Source organism: Pseudomonas sp. PA-1-6B, assembly GCF_021609545.1.
GTDB lineage: Bacteria > Pseudomonadota > Gammaproteobacteria > Pseudomonadales > Pseudomonadaceae > Aquipseudomonas > Aquipseudomonas fluorescens_BV.
The window spans coordinates 26,903-44,033 of record NZ_WJZM01000003.1 but is presented as its reverse complement, the minus strand read 5'-3'; the positions used below and the strand labels follow the sequence as shown (position 1 = coordinate 44,033).

The window sequence follows — 17,131 nt, the reverse complement described above, 5'->3', positions numbered from 1 at the left end:
AGAAATTGGATCAGGCCATGTCAGAAGTTGCCCTCGCCACAGCCCCACTGACCGCCCCGCCGGTCATTCGGGCGCTGCTCGCAAAGCTCGCCATCCCCTACACGGAAGTTATCGAACAGCCTGGCCTGAACCCTGCCCGAAAGGTCCAGGCGGTGTTGCTTGAAGATGCGGTTGGCGCGCTCATGGTGCTGTTTCCCCAAAGCCAATTGCTGGACCTCAACCGCCTCGCCGAACTCACCGGTCGCCGCCTCACGGCCGTCGCCCCCGAGCGGGTCGAGCGCATGCTGGGCAAGCATGACCTGAGCCTGCTGCCGGGCTTGCCGCCACTGACCAGTTCGCCGTGCCTGTACGAAGGCCGTTTGCTCAATGAGCCGAGCCTGCTGGTGCATTCGGGCGAAGCCGGGCTGTTGCTGGAAATCCCCACCGACGCCTTCAAGAGCCTGCTCACCAAGGCCAGCGCCGGGCAGTTCGGTGAGCCCTTGAGCAACATCCGTCCGAACCTCGACCGCCCCAATGATGACCGCGAGGAAATCACCCAGGCGATGCAAGCCTTCACCGCTCGCCGTATCCAGCAACGCCTGGAAGCGACCATCGAAATTCCGCCGCTGGCCGACACGGCGCAGAAGATCATCAAGCTGCGCGTGGATCCCAACGCCACCATCGACGACATTACTGGCGTGGTGGAAACCGACCCGGCCCTTGCCGCCCAGGTCGTAAGCTGGGCCGCGTCGCCCTACTACGCCTCGCCGGGCAAGATCCGCTCAGTCGAAGACGCCATCGTGCGCGTGCTGGGCTTTGATCTTGTGATCAACCTGGCGCTGGGCCTGGCCCTGGGCAAAACCCTGAGTCTGCCCAAGGACCGCCCGCACCTGTCCACGCCGTACTGGCACCAGTCGATCTACACCGCCGCCGTGATCGAGGGCCTGACCCGCGCCATGCCCCGCGCCCAACGCCCGGAAGCCGGCCTGACCTACCTGGCAGGTTTGCTGCACAACTTCGGCTACCTGCTGCTGGCCCACGTGTTTCCGCCGCACTTCTCGCTGATCTGCCGCCACCTGGAGGTCAACCCGCACCTGTGCCACAGCTACGTCGAGCAACATTTGCTGGGCATCAGCCGCGAACAGATCGGCGCCTGGCTGATGCGCTACTGGGACATGCCGGACGAACTGTGCACCGCCCTGCGCTTCCAGCACGACCCCACGTATGACGGGCAATACGCCGAGTACCCAAACCTGGTGTGCCTGGCGGTGCGCCTGTTGCGCAGCCGGGGGATCGGCTCCGGGCCGGATGAATCCATTCCGGACGCATTGCTGGAGCGCCTGGGCCTGAGCCGCGAGAAGGCCGAGGACGTGGTGGGTAAAGTGCTGGATGCCGAAGTGCTGTTGCGCGAATTGGCTTCGCAGTTCAGCCAGGGGTAAGCCCACCGCCTGTTACACCGCTATCGCAGGCAAGCCAGCTCCCACAGTTGACCGTATTTCCAAGTTGGAACGCGGTCACTGTGGGAGCTGGCTTGCCTGCGATGAAGTCAACTCGGTCTACCTGACCACCTACTTCTTTTTCTTCGGCTTCAAATACTTGGTCAGGCCCTGGAACCAGATCACCAGTGCCGGGTTGCCCTTGATCTGGATCGACTTGTCCTGAATCCCCGTCATGAACGCCAGTTGCTTGTTCTTCGCCTGCATCGTGGCGAAGCCGTAGGCGGCATCCTTGAAGGCAATCGCGAAGGCCGGCGCCGGGTGGACACCTGAGCGGCTGGTGATGCGCTGGTCTTTGACGATGAAGTGACGGGCAACCTTGCCGTCGAGGGTCTGCAGCTGGAAGGCCAGGTCTTTGTCACCCAGTTGCTGCTGGAAGGCGGGGTTGGTGCGGCTGGCTTTGCCCATCATCAGGCCCAGCACCCACAGGAGAAGACGAAATTTCATGCACACGGCCTCGGTGTATTTATTGGAGTGGCCGCAGCAGTGTAACGATTTGCAAAAGGAACGCCACCGATCTCGCGCTTTAGGCGCAGATCGGTTGGCGTTTAACGCTTATAGCAACAAGTACTTAAACGTTAGGGCAAGGCACTGGCGCCCAGTCGGCCAGGTTTGGATTGCGGCAGGTTGCTTCGATCTGGGTCTTGCCCGCACTGGCGACCTGCTTGCTTTCAGCTTGCTTGGCCTGCACGGTCTGGATGCTACGTTCGGTGGTGACCGCTTCTTTCGGCACTGTCGGCAGAACCGGCTTCTTGGCTGGCTTGACGGCTTTCTTGCCCTTGGCCGGAGCGACCACTGGCGTGGTATCGGCGGTGGCCACGGTCACCACATCGCTGCGCTGTACGCCGACCTGTTGCAGGTCTTTCTCGTAGGCCTGGGTGTAGTTGTTCAGGTCTTCGCTGGCTTTGCCGTTGACCGTCACGATCAGGTCATTGGACTCCTTCAGGCCCGCGACGATTTCCGCCAGGCGCTTGCGGCCTTCGGTGTCGTTGACGGTCTTGGCCTTGCGATCAGCCACCAGCTTGGTGAATGCGCTCTGGTAGCACTGCTGCGAGGCCTTGGCATAGGCGGTGCTGCGGTCGATGTCCGAGGCGCTTTTGTTGAAGTCAGTGGAGTAGGACGCGATGCGCTGGTTGTCATCAGTGATCTGCTTCTGGCGCTCGGTGTAGTAACCCGCCGCACCGCCAGCCAGGGCGCCGCCTGCGGCACCGATCGCGGCATTGCGGCCACGGCTGTCCTTGTCGCCGGTCAGCGCGCCCAGCAGGGCACCGCCGGCCGCGCCGATCGCGGCACCGGTGACGACCGACTTGGTCATGTCCGAATCGGTGGCGCGCAGGTGCTGCACCGGCTCGTAGCAGTTGGGGTAGTACTCGACCTTGGTGCTCGACGCCACCTTGGACGCAGGCGACGTAGCGCAACCAGTCAACACGGTGCTGAAACCAGCTGCGATCAGCAGCAGGTGACGCTTGGAAACCGCCTTACGGGAAAAAAGCATAGATGTGATCTCTGTTAAGTTTGACTTGCCCAGCACGGCCCACCGCCGCCTGAGTCCCTTCCAAGCTCGCTAGACAGCCAACGATCAAGACCGCTGACCGCTCGCTGCGAGCAATTCCTTCAAGATCGTTGCCGGGTCGGCCCGCTGTTGCTTGCGGTAGTTGCCGACATGGCGAACGAACAGTGTCGCGCGCGTCACCAGGCTCTTGCCGAGCACTGGCTTGCGATCCAACTCTTCCTTGATCCGTTGAAACTGCGCCTGGATCACCGCATCGGTGTAGCGCGTGCCGGTGGCCAGGTTGTCGATGTAAATCGCCACCGCGCCATCCAACGCGCTGCGTCCATTGGTGATGGCCATGTCGAACAGCTGCGTGCTGGCCTCGTCCTTGCTGTCCACCGCCTGCTGGCGACTCTTCCGCAGGTTGGCCAGGCGGATGTTGTAGTTGCTGATGGTCTCGGCCACCAACGCCGCCGACTGGATCAAATTGCCCGCCGCTTCTTCGCGTTGCTGGGCGATCAGCGACACATTGCGCTTGAGCTCTTCGTTGACCAGGCCCAGTTCGGCTTGCAGCTTGGGATCGACACTGGCGGCGATGATGCTGTCCAGGCGTTTGGTCGGGTCCTGGGCGTCGTCGATGGCATCGGTCAGCGCGGCCAGGCGGCCCTCCTTCTGCCACTGGGCGAACAGCTCCTTGTAGCGCGAGCGCGGCGCCGACAACGCGCCAATCGCCACGCGAAAACCGGTGGTCTCGTTGCTTTGCTCGGTGCCATCAGCAGCAAACAGCGGGTATTCGCGGCGCATGCCGGTGAACAACGTGCCCTCGCCTTCCAGGTAGTTGCCGCCCTTGACCACAAAGCCGCCGTAGGTGCCCTGGCGGCGGCCGGCGTGTACCAGTTGGAAGGATTCCTGGACCATTTCCGCGGCGTTGCCGATCACGTCGAACATGCCGATGGGGTTAGGCAATTTGGTGCCGATGGGCATCAACCGCGCTGCCTGGCCGGTGCCGCCGGCCACTTGGTTGAACACCGCGTAATCGGCCAGCGGGCCATCGCTTTCACTGCCCTCGGCGCGCCGTGGATACAGCCGGCCTTCCAGGTCCTGGCGGCTCACCGCCTGGCCGCCGCGTGCGGCGTACTCCCACTCCACTTCGGTGGGCAGGCGCACGAAACCCAGGCCACCGTCTTCGGCCGACGCACCGCGCCCGCTCACCGGCAGCAGTTCGCGGTGGTATTTCATCAGCCAGGCGCTGTACACCGCCGAAAAACGCTCGGCTTCAAAGCGCGACAGTTTCACCTTGGGCAAACGTCCGGCCATACCGGTGGGCGCCTCACACGCCGGCGCCGGTTCGCCGCTGGCCAGGGACTGCGCCTGGGCCATCACCTGGGCGTACTGGCGAGCAGTCACTTCGTATTTGCCAATGAAGTACAGCATGGGCTTGAGCGGGGTCTTGGCGTCGGTCTTCGGCATCTGCGGCGCGATGACCTTGCTCCAGTCCTTGGGCAAGTCTTTGAGGGTGAACTGGCCGTTGATGAAGTCGCGGCGGTAACCGGAAATAAACGACTGCTGATAACCCGCCTCGCCTTCGGCAAAGGGGTAGCCCAGGTTGATTTCACGGTCATCCAGGGTGCCCTGGGCCAGAATGTAGGCGTAGCGGAATACCATGTTACCTTCGCAGGGCAGCGGCAGGCTCACGTCGTCCGGCAACGGCTTGGGGTTGTCGAGCTTGTCACTTGCTTCATCAGCCCAGGCCAGCGAGGCCAGGCTCAGCGCCACGCAGGCGCCCAGTAATTTATACATCTCTGATTCCTTCAGAAGCCTGGATACGGGCCACCCGCCAACCACCACAGGCGGCCGCCACGGCGCTGACGCCGAGCACCGCCACCAAGGCCAGGCCGTAATGGCACGCCAACAGATGGCTGGCGTACTCGCCTGGCACCTGCACAAAAAGCTTGTTCAACGCCGCCTCAGCCAGGCCATACAACCCAACACTGAGCACAGCGGCAAAACCCGCGCTGTATAGCGCTTGCAGCAGCACAAACAGCAACAACGCGGCGGTGGAAAACCCCAGCAGGCGCAACACCGAGAGTTCCCGATGCTTGCGCGCCACCGCCGCCAGGGTGCCCGCGAAAATCGCCGCAAACGCCCCGGCCAACGCCAACCCGGCGATGATCCAGAACACAATCGACAGGTTGCGGCTCAACGATTGCACTTGAGCGATGGTGTGCGCCTGGGTTGAAACCAACAGGTTCTGCCCGGCGAAATACACCCGCAACGGTTCCACATCACTGAGGCTGCGCGCATACAGGCGAAACGCCGGGTAGATACGCTGTTCACTCACGCTCGCCGCTTCACCGGCCCAACCCAACGCCGGCACCGCACGGCCATCGCGGTAATCTTCCGCTGCCTCAAGCAACGCCAGATCGGCAAACAGACCCTCGCGAGCGAACGCCTCCAGCGGCAACACCGCCAGCACCTGCAACCGCGTGCGCTGGGCCTCGACGCGCCCCGCCACTTGCCGCGCAAAGCTGGTTTCCAGCCAGTCACCGGGCCTTGCCGCGAGCTTTTCGGCGGCGGTATGGCTGAGCACGATCTGGTCCAGGCCGTGGGGCATCGGCAAGCCTGCCAACAACGGGTCGCCTGCGGCAGTCGGCAGCATTTCCAGGGTCAAGGTGCCCACCTGCGCCGTGGCCGCAATCTGCCGTGTGCGCGGCACAGCAAACGCCACATCGCTGCGCTCACCCAGTTGCGCGATAAACGCCGCGCTGAATCGACCACCGCCCAACGGGATGATTTCACGGCTGGCGGGGTCGGTCTCCAAGCGTTCGGTCAAACTGCTAACCAGTCCAAATTTCAGCCCGAATAACACCAGCAATGGCGCGATAACCGCCACCAATGCCAACACCGAACAGGCCGACAGCCACCCATCGTTGCGGTAGTCCTGCCACGCAAGCGAAGCAACCAGGCCGATGCGCATCAGCACGCCTCCCCGAGGGTTGCGGTGACGCCGCCGTCTGGATCGCGCTGGCAACTGATACGTCGCACCTGCAAGCCACTGGCGCGGGCCAGCGGTTCGTCATGGGTGGCGATCACACAGGCCGTACGGTGTTCGCGGGCCTGGGCCAGCAGCGCCTGCATCACGCGCTCGGCGTTGAGCGGGTCCAGGGACGCCGTCGGCTCATCAGCCAGCACCAGTTGCGGCCCATGGGCCAGAGCCCGCGCACAGCTGACCCGCTGGCGTTGGCCCACCGACAACGCCGCCGGGCGCTTGGCCAACTGATCGCTGATCTGCAACTGCTCAGCCAGGCGCGCCACGCGGCCGTCGTCCTGCAAGCCCAGCAGTTGGCGCGACAGCGCGATATTGCCGCGCACATCCAGAAACCCCAGCAACCCCCCGGTCTGCGGCACATAGCCCAGATGCTGGCTGCGCAACGCGGCCAGCGCCGATTGCCGATCAGCACGCCACAGCGCGCCGATGTCGTGTTGGTTGAATGCAAACTGCCCCACCTGATCCGGCGCCAACACCAGCGCCAGCACGTCGAGTAAGGTGCTCTTGCCGCAACCGCTGGGGCCGACAATTGCCAGTTGCTCACCCGCGCCCAGCTGCAACGCAGGGATCACCAGGCTGTAGCGCTGGCTACCGACGCCCCGGCTCTTGTGCACCGCACTCAGGTTCAGCATTACGGCAGCGTCGACAGTGGCACGCGGTACAACGCATCGCCCGGTTCGGCATCGCCGAAACGGACCCAGTTGGCCACGTCGTTATGGAAGGTTTCATACAGGCGGATTTTCGAATCCAGCTCATCGATAAAGTCTTCCTGCTCGGCCACGCTCAATGACAACCACAGGTCCTGGGTCATGTTCAGCGACTTGCTGCGGTACGGCAGGCCCTCCAGGTATTCACCGAGCAGGCCGCCGTCAGCCAGGTTGCCGCCCTTGCGCAGAGCCTGCGGGTCGCGGCTCATATAGGCCGAGGCGCTGGCGATCTCCTGGAAGAAATCCTTGGGCGAGCTTTGGGTCTTGCGCGCCGCATCCACGATCAACTTCAACGATTGTTGCAGGTCGTTGAGTTGCAGCTTGGTCAGCATCACGCACACCTGGAACGCTGGCAGCGCCGGGTTGGTCAGGTCGCGGTCCGCCGTCCAGGCGCTGACCAATTGCGGTGCCTGGCTCGCGGTCCTGCGCCCGAGAAAGTCCATGTGCATGGCATAGCCGACGGCGGCGGACTTGTCCGCCAGACTCGGCGCGGCACTGAGCAACGGCACTGGCTGCGGCGTGTTGCTGCGCACCTGATGCACCAGATTGGCGAACACCGTGCCGATCTCATCGACGCGCTCACCCAGCTTGCGCACATCGCCCCCTGGCACTGGCGTGTACAGGTCGCCGATCTGCGGGTTGGCGTCGGCGGTGAGAACGCGATACTGGCTCTCGGCGCCGGCATGGGTTTTCTTGCCAGCGTCGGTGCGCAGGTGCAGCGCGTAGATCTTGATCTGCTTGCCCAGCGCCGCCTGGCGCACTTCGGCTTCGTTCATCTGGGTGGCGGCGAACGGGTCGTTCTTGCGCAGCGCGCCGGCATCGGAGACCAGCAGGATGATGCGCCCGCCGTAGCCGGACCAATCCATGCCGTCCACTGCCTGCATCACCCCGGCAAACGCATCTTCGTTGAACGAGTGGCTGGACACCGTCGACGCTTTGACCTGGCGCGCCATATCCAGAAAGCGCTGCGGGTCGCGGCCTTGGTCGAGGCTGATCAGGGTCTTGGCGACATACTCAAGGCCCGGGGTTTTCTGGATGCTGCTGCGAAAGCCGACCATGCCGAAGCTGACGCTGTCCAACTCGCCACGCTCGGCGATGCGGGTTTGTAGCTCATGCACCACGTCGCGAATCTGGTCGATGTAGGGCTGCATCGACACGGTGGTGTCCACCACCAGCACCACCGCCGTGCGGAACGCGTCGGCATTGGCGCTGAGCGTCGGGCTGGCCGGTTTGGCAGCGGCGCGGCTGCCTGGGTCGATGGAGGCCACGTTGAGCAACTGCACCGGCTGGCCGTTGTCGTCGAAGCTCTCCTTGGAATCGAAGATCGGCAACAGGTAGAACTGGTTCTGCGGCACCGCGCTGGCAGTGGGTTCCAGGGCCAGGACTTGCTGGTTGTCTTCACGGTTGTTCTGCGCCTTGGCCAAGGCGCTTTTCGCTGCGGCAGGGTCGGCCAGCAGTTTTTCCACCTCACCGGGCTGGCGCAGGAACATCACGGGCGCACGCCCCGAACGCTCGGTGAACTTGAGCACCAGGCTTTGTTTCCAGTCGCTGACCTGGGAGGCCGGCAGCCAACCTTCGCTGCGACCATCGGTAGCGGCGCCGACGCGTACCCACTGGCTGCCATCGACCTCTTTGCGCTGATACACGTAGAGCACGGAAAACGCCGGCAGCGCTTTACCCGGCGGGCTGCCAGCGTCCACTGAAAGCTGGGCGCCGGGTTTGCTGAGTACACGCTGGAACAAGGTTTTCTTGCCTGCCATCAGCAACGGGCGCTGACCGCCATCCACTTCAGCGACAGCCACGGGCGGCGTCACCTTGGGCGCCACGGCGGCTGGCGGCTGGGCCGGTTCATCGCCGCCGTTCAACCACCAGTAGCTGGCGCCGCCAATGGCCAACGCGACGGCGACCGCCACGGCGGCCAAGGCCAATACCGGCCCACGGCGCTGCTCGGACGGAGCATTGTGCTGCGTCGGCGTGACCACCGGTTGACGCACTATTGGCTGCGGCTGCGGTGTATCCGTCGGGATATCGATGGTGACAGGCGTGATGCCCGCCAGATCAACGCTCAATGGAATCGGCAGCGGCCGTACCAGCGTGGCATCCGATTCATCAGCCGGCAGTTGATCCAGCGCCAACAACAACGCTGCCGCATCCGGATAACGCTCCGCCGGGTCCTTGGCCAACAACTTGCGCAGCACACCCTGGTAGCGCCCGTGATGCACCGGCAATTCCGGCAAGGGTTCAGTCAAGTGCGCCAGAGCGGTGGAAAGCGCATCGGTGCCGTTGTAAGGCAGCTTGCCGACGAGGATTTCATACAGCACCACGCCCAGCGCGTAGAGGTCGGCGCGGCCATCAATCTCCTGGCCCCGCGCCTGCTCGGGGCTCATGTAGCTCGGCGTGCCCACGGCAAACCCGGCCTGGGTGAATTGGGTGCGATCGTCCAGCGACTTGGCAATCCCGAAGTCCGACAACACCGCCGTGCCATCGGCCCGGAACAGAATGTTCGCCGGCTTGACGTCGCGGTGCACCAGCCCTTGGGCATGGGCATAGCCCAGGGCCGAGGCAATCTGGCGGATGAGCGTCACGCCCTGCTCCGGGGTCAGCCCAGCAGCAATGCGCTCCTTGAGCGTGCCGTTGGGCAGGTATTCCATGGCCATGTAATAAAGCTCACCGACGTTGCCGATGTCATGGATGGTCACCGTGTGCGGGTGTGACAAGCGCGCCAGGGTCTTGCCCTCGCGCAGGAAGCGTTCGCAGAAACTCGGGTCGGCCGCCAGCGCCGCCGCCATCACCTTCAGCGCCACCTTGCGCTCCAGCGAGCGCTGGGTCGCCAGGTACACGCTGGCCATGGCGCCTTCGCCAATCTCGCCTTCGATGTCATAACCCGGAATGACGATGTTCATGACGAGACCTTCACAACGAGGGTGGTGATGTTGTCCGGTGCGCCTCGGTTGAGGCCCAGGTGCACCAGGCTGCGCACGATTTCATCCGGCGCGTCATGGCTGAGCACGTCGCGGATTTCGTGGTCTTCGACGGTTTTGTTGAGGCCATCACTGCACAGCAAATAGCTGTCGCCGGGAGCGATCAACAGGTCCACCGAGGCGACGTTCAACTGGGCCTCAACGCCAATGGCGCGGGTGACGATATTGGAGCGCGGGTGGGTGCGGGCGTCGGCTTCGCTGAGCAGGCCGCTGTCTTGCAGGTCTTGTACGTAGCTGTGGTCGCGGGAAATGCTTTCCAGCACGCCGTCGCGCAAGCGATACAGGCGACTGTCGCCCGCCCACAGGCACACCCCGCGCAAGCCGCGCGCGGCGAACACCACCACGGTGCTGCCCATCATGGTCACGCCACGGTTGGCGGTTTCTTCGCGCACGGCCGCGTTGATGCGCAGCAGGTCATTGCGCAGCGCCGCCGAGTATTCGTCCAGGGAGCGGCCCAGCGGCACATGGCGCAGGCTATCGACGATCAAGCTGCTGACATAGTCCCCCGCCGCGTGCCCGCCCATGCCATCGGCCACCACCCACAGGCGGTTTTCCGGCAGGTCCAGAAAGGCATCTTCGTTGACTTGGCGAACCATGCCCACATGGCTTTTGCTCGCGGATTTGTACGTCACGCCCATCTACACCACACCTTCTTGTCCGAGCAAAAACTGCGCAAAATCGCTGGCGGCAGGCAAGCCCTGGCACCGTAATAAACCGGGGGAGATACGCTGCGAACCTCGCCCCCACCACAGGCTTGCACCCTCGCACGCCTGTTCGGCCAGCGCGGTCATACGCTGGTGCGGCACGGTGGCTGCCACCCTTTGCAGGCCGGCGAAACGGCTGTCCACCGCCCGCGGCTCGCTGGTCGGCACGCCCAACTCGTCGAGCCCGGCGTTGAAGCTTTCGAAGGTCGCGCCGCTGTCGAGGGTGCTGAGCAACAAGGTTTCAGCCTGCTCGAACCAGGCGTCCGAACCGCCCACCAGCGACGCCGGGTTGGTGTCGTGATCCAGCAAGGTCACCACCGCCAGCGGAAAATACCGCCCAACCCGGTCAATGCTCGGCATCACCACGCCCGCTGCCGCATCCGGCCCGCACACGCCCGGCGCCAGCACAAAGCGCCACAACGGGCTGACCAGGTACGCATTCAGCCAGTCAGCGCCGAGGCTGTTCTGGCTGGCGAGCAAACCCGCTGCCAGCCAACTGTCCCACGGGCCGATAAAGCTCTGGGGCAAGGCGCGGCTGACGAAGTCCCCGCGGCTGGCCAACTTGCCGTAGAAACCCAGGGCCGTCATAGCCGCTCCGGCAGGCTGAAGCCGCTGAGCACGCGGCTCTTGAATGGGTTGAACGCACTGTTGGCGCGCAACTCGTAGGCGATGCTCGCACCATCGACCCGCAGGCGCAGGTTGAAACGGTCCGGCGAGTTGCCTGCCGTGAGGTCTGATTGCTCCAGCAGACGGAACCAGGCCCACGGGCCGTCCAGGGTGATACCGGAGCGACCACTGGCCGACGGCGGCATGATGGAAATACGCACCACGCCAATGCTGCCGGGGTTCGGCCATTGCATCGCCACCGGCCGGCTCGGGCCGTGGTCGTAGCTCAATTGCTGGCCGTCCAGATCAAGCAGGAACTGGGTGATGGTGGGGTCCATCGACACCGGCTTGAGTTCGAAACGCACGATGGGTTGGGTGCCACCGGAGCGGAAGAACGCGTCCCGAATCGTCGCCGCCCGCTGGAAGGTTTGCAGCACGCCAGGAGCAATTCCCAGCTTCTGCGCCGCCCCCGGTTGCCAGCGCCAGGTCTGTGCCGACGTGTCCACATAGGGCTGCAGGTATTTGCGGAAGTAGTTGTCCATCACCCCGCCCACACCGAAAAACTGGCCGAAGTCATCCAGGGTGGCGTCCCGCGCACTGCCCGGCGACATCGGGTAGCGCCCGGCCAACGACTGGCGATACACGTTGACCACTTCACTGACCCAGGCCGCGTTCATCTGGTTACGCACCCCGCCCATCATGCTGTTGGTGGTGGAATTGACCACCGACTTGACCATGCCCTGCACCAGCGGCGGCTGGCGCTCGGCGTTCAGGCTGACCCGCGTGGCGGCAGCCGCCGCCTGGTTCTTGGCCTCGCCGAGCAAGGCATCGCCGCTGGCACCGACCATGGCGCTGACCTGCACATACAGCGCATTCATGTCCGACAGCAGGCCGTCGATGGCCGCTGGTTCGCCTTCGTTTTTGCTGACGATGCTGTTGAGTTCGGCAAAGTGCGCGGTCACAGGATCATCCGCCGGTGCCGGGGCATTCGCCGTCGGTTGCGCCTCGCCCAGCAAGCTGCCGAGGCGCTCCTTGAGCTTGTCCACGCCGCCTTCCACCGGCACGCCTTTGGCGGCCAGTTGGCGTTCTTCGGCTTGCAGGTCGGTTTCCCTGGCGACCGCCACCAACAGTTTTTTCAGCGGCGAGGTGGGACCGGAAATCACCCGCAGCACATCGGCGGCCTGTGCCACGCTGGTGATCGGCACAAAGTCGATGTCGGCGAGCAACGCGTCCCACTGGCGCTGGTAATCCTGGAAGTACAAGCGGCGCACGTCGGCGGCCAGGCTCACCACGTTCTGCTGGTCGGCCTGTTCATGGCCCAGCACCCACTGCTCTTCAGCCAGGGTGCCGGCCTGGTTCAGGCTGCTGAGCAAGAACGCCTGGCGATAGCCCTTGGCAGTGAAGAAACCACTCAACGGCTCGCCCAACGGCTTGCCGCTCTTGCGGCTGAACACCAGTGCGGCATCGCGACCGGCGGCCTCATTGAGACGAAAGTCCGGGATACCCTCGGGCAGCTTCTGGCGCTTGACGCGGTCGTACACGCGCTGGGCTACCGGCAATTGCTGCAATTGGCGACGCAGGTCGTCGATCAGGCGTGGGTCCAGGCGCGCGCTCGGCGGGTGACGTTCGAACAGCGCTTGCAAGTGCCCAGCCAGGGCCTGGCGCTGGTCGGCCGGCAGGTCGCGGGGCAGGTTGCGGTCCCAGTCCAGGGCGATCCAGGCCTTGATGAAGTCCGGGTCGTAATGCTCAGTGTCGGCGAGCATCAGGTAAGCCTTGAGGCCCTCATAGAGAAAGTCCGAGTTGCCGCCGCCGTGCAGTTGCTCTTCGATACGCGTCACCAGGCGTGGCGCGAACACGGCGATCAAGAGTTTGCGGTACACGCTGGCAGACTCGGCTTCGAGCATATCGCCCTGGTACAGCCCCAGCCCTTCGGACCAGCTCGGTGAATCCCCCGCCAAGTTCTTCACCGCGTTGAGCAACGGCAGCACGGCGAGCACTTCCCGTTGTGCCGGGCTCAGGTTCTGTACGGTCTGGCCCAGTGGCGCGACCTTCTGATCGACCTGGGCGATATACGCTTGGTTGGCGCGATAGCTCACCCACCACAGGCTGCTGACCACCACCACCAGCGCGACGGTGGCCGCCAGTACGCCACGGGCGATCCACTTGCGGCGTCGCTCGACCTTCGGGTTCACACCCACCAAACCACGCTCGGCAAAGCCCACGGCGGTGAAGAGTTTTTCGATGAAGTAACTGCGCCCGGTGCCGCTCTGGCGCGCCAGGTGCTGGCGGTCCAGGTTCATACTCTGGGCCATGGCACCGATCAGGCGGTCAATCGGGCTGCCTTCCTGGGTGCCGCTGGTGAAGTACACGCCACGCAGCAACACGCGCTCTTCAAAGGCATTGGGTTTGAACACGCCTTCGAGAAAGCTTTGCAGGCAATCTTTCAGCGCGCCGAACTGCTGCGGGAAGCCGTAGATCAGATCACGTCGTGCCGGGTCGCGTTCCTGTTGCAAGCGCTCGACCAGGCGTTCGTTGAGACGCTGCTCCAGGCCCGCGAACTCGCTTTGCAGGTGCGCCAGCGGGCTGTCGCTGTTTTTGCCGTCGTCCAGGGCAAAGGTCATGCCCCACACCTGGGCGCGCTCTTCCTTGCTCAGGTTGTCGAAGAACTCCATGAAGCCCGGCACCAGGTCGAGCTTGGTGAGCATCAGGTAGATGGGGAAACGCACGCCCAACTGCGTATACAACTCCTGGATGCGCAGGCGAATCGCGGCGGCATGGGCTGCGCGCTCGGTGTCGGTGCCCAGCAGCAGATCCGAGAGGCTGATGGCGATAAACGCCCCGTCGATCGGCCGGCGCGAACGCTGCTTTTTCAGCAAGTCGAGAAAGCCCAGCCAGGCGGCTTTGTCCACCGTGGAGTTGCTGTCCTGGGTGGTATAGCGGCCAGCGGTGTCGAGCAATACGGCCTGGTCGGTAAACCACCAGTCGCAGTTGCGCGTACCACCCACGCCCCGCACCGCACCGGCGCCCAATTGCGCCGCCAGCGGGAAATGCAGCCCGGAATTGACCAGCGCGGTAGTCTTGCCCGAGCCCGGCGGGCCGATGATCACATACCACGGCAACTCGTAGAGGTTGCGGCGCTCATCGCCGCCCAGCTTGGCCTTTTTCAGCAGTGCCAGGGCTTCGTCCATGCGCTGGCGCAGCGTGGACAGCTCTTCGGCGGTCGCAACGCTGTTGGGGTCGACCGGGGTTTCTGCGGCCAGGCTGCGCATCACTTCGGCGGCCTGGCGACGGGCCTGAATAATGCGGAACACGCGGTAGGCCACCCACAGCGCAAACACCAGCAGGATCAGCGCCCAACGGCGCCCTTCGGGCACCAGCACGTCCAGCAGCGGGCCAACAAACCAGATGATCAGGCTCAGGGCAATCAGGCCCAGCACGGGGATCACCCAGCGAATCATGAAACTGAAAAACGCCTTCACTCGACGCCCTCCGCCAATACGGTGATTTCAACCCGACGATTGCGGGCACGGCCTTCGGCAGTACTGTTAGTGGCCAACGGCTCCGTGTCGCTGCGGCCTTCGGCACTGAAGCGTTCGGCCTGGCCGGTCTTGGCCGCGAGAATCTCCAGCACCGACTTGGCCCGGGCTTCGGACAACGCCCAGTTGGACGGGAAGCGCAACGTGGCAATCGGGCGGTTGTCGCTGTGCCCGGTGACACGCACCTGGCCCTTGACCTTGCGAATGGCGTCAGCGATGCGCAGCATCAGCGGTTGGTAGTCATCGACGATGCTGGAGCTGGCCGAGGCGAACAACTCATCGCCACGAATGGTCACCACAGAGCGGTCAACCTTGTCTTCCACCGCCACGCGGCCGGCCTTGATGTCATCGGCCAGGAACCCGGCCAGGCGTGGGCGCTCAATCACTTTGGGCTGCGCCACCGGACGGTCGATGGCCTGCACCGGGATCTCGCCCAGGGCATGAATATTCTTGAACACCGGCTCGGCGTCCGAGGCCAGCTTCAGGCGCAGGCCGAACAGCAACGCCAACAGCAGCGCCAAGCCAATCGCCACGGCAATCCATGGCGGCATGAATTGCGCCAGGCGATCACGGGCCACGGTCACACCGCGCCAGTGCGGCGACAGCTCACGCTCGTGCTCGCCACGGGCGCTGCGTATCGCTGCGGCGGTGCGTTCGCGCAAGGCTTCCAACTGGCTGCGCCCGTCGGTCATCACCCGGTAACGCCCTTCAAAACCCAGGCACATGCACAGGTACAACAGCTCCAGCAGGTACAGGCGTTCCCGTGGGCTTTGCAGACAGTGGTCAAGCAACTGGAAAACCTTTTCGCCCCCCCAGGCTTCGTTGTGCACGGTGATCAGCAGGCTCTGCTTACCCCAGTCACTGGTGCTGCCCCACGGCGTGCTCAGCACCGCTTCATCCAAGGCAGTGCACAGCGCGTAACGGGCCAACAGCACTTCATTGCGTGCCACACCGGCGGCTTCGGCGCGTTCTTCGAACTGGCGCAGGTACGCCAGCAACTGCGCACGCAGGCTGGCCGGCGCGGGATGGGCAATGGTGTTGCGCAACCGCGTCAACAACGCCAGCAACGGGCCGGCGGCACTTTCCAGCGGGTTGAGGCCCTGGCTCTTGCCGGTGAGGATCGGCGCAGCCGGCATCGACAGCGGCGCAGGTTCGGCACGCGCGGGTGCAGGTTCTCGGCCACCCGGGCGCGGCATGAACTGGGTGCGGTCATCATCATTGGGATGCATCGCCAATTATCCTCGGATCGCCCAGAAGGCCAGGTTCAAGCCCGGGAACTGCCCGGCGATATGGAAGGCGAAACCGCCGGAATTATTCAGCTGCTGCCAGTGCTCGCTGCCACGGTCCAGCTCGTAGTAGGTGCTGCCAGCGTGGTAAGGCAACTGGCGTGGCGCCACCGGCAACGGCAGCAGGCCGATGCCCGGCAGTTGCAGGTTGACCATGTCGCGGATGTGCTCCACCGAGCCGACCTTGCTCTGCTGGCCGAAACGCGCACGCAGGGTTTCGCCGGGCACATCGGCGCGTACCACGAGGATGAAACTGGCGTTGTCGAGCAGGGTCTTGTCGGCCAGCATCGCCACATGGATGCCGTAGGCTTTCTCCACAATCGGGATCGGCGTGGCCTTGCTGTCGATCAGCATCGACAGCGCCTCACGCAGGGCCGCCATCACCGGCATGAAGCTCAAGGCCAGGTCGTCGTGCTGGTACTGCGGGTATTCGTGGGGGCGACGGCTGGAGGTTGAGAAGGTGGAAAATTCACCGGCCAGGCTGACCAGTTCGCTGAAGAAGCGCTCCGGGTGCAACGGGCTCAACTGGCTGAAGTGCTGGATCAGCGGCTGGGCGCGGTTGACCAGTTGCAGCAGCATGAAGTCGGCGATCTCCGAGGCCCCCCCGGCACCCGAGGCCACCACGCGGCCGGCCAGGGCTTCGCCACGCTGGTGCAACAGGCCCAGCAGTTCGCTGCGAAAGGCCGTCAGCGGTTTGCTCGCGGCCACGTCCAGCACGGGCGGGATGTAAGTGTCATCGAGCACCAACGCACGGTCGGCACGCTTTTCCTTGATGCGTACCAGGCCGATGGCCGCGTAGTCGCTGATGCCGTCCTGCGCCGTCAGCAGGCGCAACGCCCGCGACCCCACGGCCACCGGTGCACGGTTTTCGAACGGGGCGTTGTCGTCGCGCACTTCACGCACCTGGCTCACGTAGCGCGCGGCTTCCAGGGCCTCGCCCTCGTCCACCGTGTCACGGGCGCCGGCACGCTTGAGCGGCAGGGCCAGGTAGACCAGGCCGTCGCGCAGGTTGTCGTCGATATTCAACGGGCTCGGCGCCAGGTCGTCCTGGGGAATATTGAACGGCGTGCCATCGGGCAACAGGCCGCGGGCCGACACGATCGCCAGCTTGCCCTGGGCCAGCAGGCCCTGGTCGATCAGCAGCTCGGAGAACCCCCAGGCACCCGCCGACAACGGGCGGCTGCGGGCATCGATCAGGTTTTCCAGGTAACGGTCATGCTGCTGGAAGTGCTGCGTTCCGATGAACATGCCTTCCGACCAGACCACGCGATTGTTCCAGGACATGGGGGCTCCGA

General features: G+C 64.3%; 12 protein-coding genes. 1 reads left to right on the top strand and 11 read right to left on the bottom strand.

Features of this window, described 5'->3' with window-relative positions:
- The first annotated feature begins 17 nt into the window (after positions 1–17).
- Positions 18–1,418: an aminoacyl-tRNA deacylase and HDOD domain-containing protein gene (locus GIV35_RS02690; RefSeq protein WP_236264189.1), complete on the top strand. Its 1,401-nt coding sequence runs from the start codon at positions 18–20 to the stop codon at positions 1,416–1,418.
- Positions 1,419–1,547: 129 nt separating this feature from the next.
- Here GIV35_RS02690 and GIV35_RS02685 read toward each other — a convergent pair whose 3' ends face one another.
- The 11 genes from GIV35_RS02685 to tssK form a co-directional block, all read right to left on the bottom strand.
- The gene (locus tag GIV35_RS02685; protein WP_003195530.1) at positions 1,548–1,922 is read right to left on the bottom strand and encodes a hypothetical protein; all 375 of its coding nucleotides are present in this window, start codon (positions 1,920–1,922) and stop codon (positions 1,548–1,550) included.
- 124 nt (positions 1,923–2,046) lie between these two features.
- On the bottom strand, positions 2,047–2,970 hold the full coding sequence (gene tagQ / locus GIV35_RS02680; protein ID WP_003195532.1) for a type VI secretion system-associated lipoprotein TagQ: 924 nt from the start codon (positions 2,968–2,970) through the stop codon (positions 2,047–2,049).
- Between the two features lie 84 nt (positions 2,971–3,054).
- Positions 3,055–4,767 (bottom strand): formylglycine-generating enzyme family protein, encoded by a 1,713-nt coding sequence (locus tag GIV35_RS02675; RefSeq protein WP_200647414.1) that lies wholly within the window; start codon positions 4,765–4,767, stop codon positions 3,055–3,057.
- Positions 4,760–5,944 carry an ABC transporter permease gene (locus tag GIV35_RS02670; RefSeq protein ID WP_236264188.1) on the bottom strand — a complete coding sequence of 395 codons (1,185 nt, stop codon included), beginning with the start codon at positions 5,942–5,944 and terminating at the stop codon, positions 4,760–4,762. Before GIV35_RS02670 ends, GIV35_RS02675 begins: the two co-directional genes overlap by 8 nt.
- Positions 5,944–6,648 carry an ABC transporter ATP-binding protein gene (locus GIV35_RS02665; protein ID WP_060763895.1) on the bottom strand — a complete coding sequence of 235 codons (705 nt, stop codon included), beginning with the start codon at positions 6,646–6,648 and terminating at the stop codon, positions 5,944–5,946. The genes GIV35_RS02670 and GIV35_RS02665 overlap by 1 nt, the downstream gene beginning before the upstream one ends.
- Positions 6,648–9,626 (bottom strand): serine/threonine-protein kinase, encoded by a 2,979-nt coding sequence (locus GIV35_RS02660; protein ID WP_236264187.1) that lies wholly within the window; start codon positions 9,624–9,626, stop codon positions 6,648–6,650. Before GIV35_RS02660 ends, GIV35_RS02665 begins: the two co-directional genes overlap by 1 nt.
- Positions 9,623–10,342 carry a PP2C family protein-serine/threonine phosphatase gene (locus GIV35_RS02655; RefSeq protein WP_105228970.1) on the bottom strand — a complete coding sequence of 240 codons (720 nt, stop codon included), beginning with the start codon at positions 10,340–10,342 and terminating at the stop codon, positions 9,623–9,625. The genes GIV35_RS02660 and GIV35_RS02655 overlap by 4 nt, the downstream gene beginning before the upstream one ends.
- On the bottom strand, positions 10,343–10,996 hold the full coding sequence (tagF, locus tag GIV35_RS02650) for a type VI secretion system-associated protein TagF (protein ID WP_105228971.1): 654 nt from the start codon (positions 10,994–10,996) through the stop codon (positions 10,343–10,345).
- A complete protein-coding gene (gene tssM / locus GIV35_RS02645; protein ID WP_236264186.1) occupies positions 10,993–14,493 on the bottom strand; it encodes a type VI secretion system membrane subunit TssM in 3,501 nt (1,166 codons plus the stop codon). Before tssM ends, tagF begins: the two co-directional genes overlap by 4 nt.
- Positions 14,490–15,779: a DotU family type VI secretion system protein gene (locus tag GIV35_RS02640; RefSeq protein WP_056790884.1), complete on the bottom strand. Its 1,290-nt coding sequence runs from the start codon at positions 15,777–15,779 to the stop codon at positions 14,490–14,492. The genes tssM and GIV35_RS02640 overlap by 4 nt, the downstream gene beginning before the upstream one ends.
- Before the next feature lie 6 nt (positions 15,780–15,785).
- A complete protein-coding gene (tssK, locus tag GIV35_RS02635) occupies positions 15,786–17,120 on the bottom strand; it encodes a type VI secretion system baseplate subunit TssK (protein WP_019818126.1) in 1,335 nt (444 codons plus the stop codon).
- Positions 17,121–17,131 lie beyond the last annotated feature (11 nt).

What these genes read in the sequence shown, in the direction of transcription:
- GIV35_RS02690 (WP_236264189.1), top strand. Translation starts at nt 18, where the DNA reads ATGTCAGAAGTTGCCCTCGCCACAGCCCCACTGACCGCCCCGCCGGTC.
- GIV35_RS02685 (WP_003195530.1), bottom strand. Translation starts at nt 1,922, where the DNA reads ATGAAATTTCGTCTTCTCCTGTGGGTGCTGGGCCTGATGATGGGCAAA.
- tagQ (WP_003195532.1), bottom strand. Translation starts at nt 2,970, where the DNA reads ATGCTTTTTTCCCGTAAGGCGGTTTCCAAGCGTCACCTGCTGCTGATC.
- GIV35_RS02675 (WP_200647414.1), bottom strand. Translation starts at nt 4,767, where the DNA reads ATGTATAAATTACTGGGCGCCTGCGTGGCGCTGAGCCTGGCCTCGCTG.
- GIV35_RS02670 (WP_236264188.1), bottom strand. Translation starts at nt 5,944, where the DNA reads ATGCGCATCGGCCTGGTTGCTTCGCTTGCGTGGCAGGACTACCGCAAC.
- GIV35_RS02665 (WP_060763895.1), bottom strand. Translation starts at nt 6,648, where the DNA reads ATGCTGAACCTGAGTGCGGTGCACAAGAGCCGGGGCGTCGGTAGCCAG.
- GIV35_RS02660 (WP_236264187.1), bottom strand. Translation starts at nt 9,626, where the DNA reads ATGAACATCGTCATTCCGGGTTATGACATCGAAGGCGAGATTGGCGAA.
- GIV35_RS02655 (WP_105228970.1), bottom strand. Translation starts at nt 10,342, where the DNA reads ATGGGCGTGACGTACAAATCCGCGAGCAAAAGCCATGTGGGCATGGTT.
- tagF (WP_105228971.1), bottom strand. Translation starts at nt 10,996, where the DNA reads ATGACGGCCCTGGGTTTCTACGGCAAGTTGGCCAGCCGCGGGGACTTC.
- GIV35_RS02640 (WP_056790884.1), bottom strand. Translation starts at nt 15,779, where the DNA reads ATGCATCCCAATGATGATGACCGCACCCAGTTCATGCCGCGCCCGGGT.
- tssK (WP_019818126.1), bottom strand. Translation starts at nt 17,120, where the DNA reads ATGTCCTGGAACAATCGCGTGGTCTGGTCGGAAGGCATGTTCATCGGA.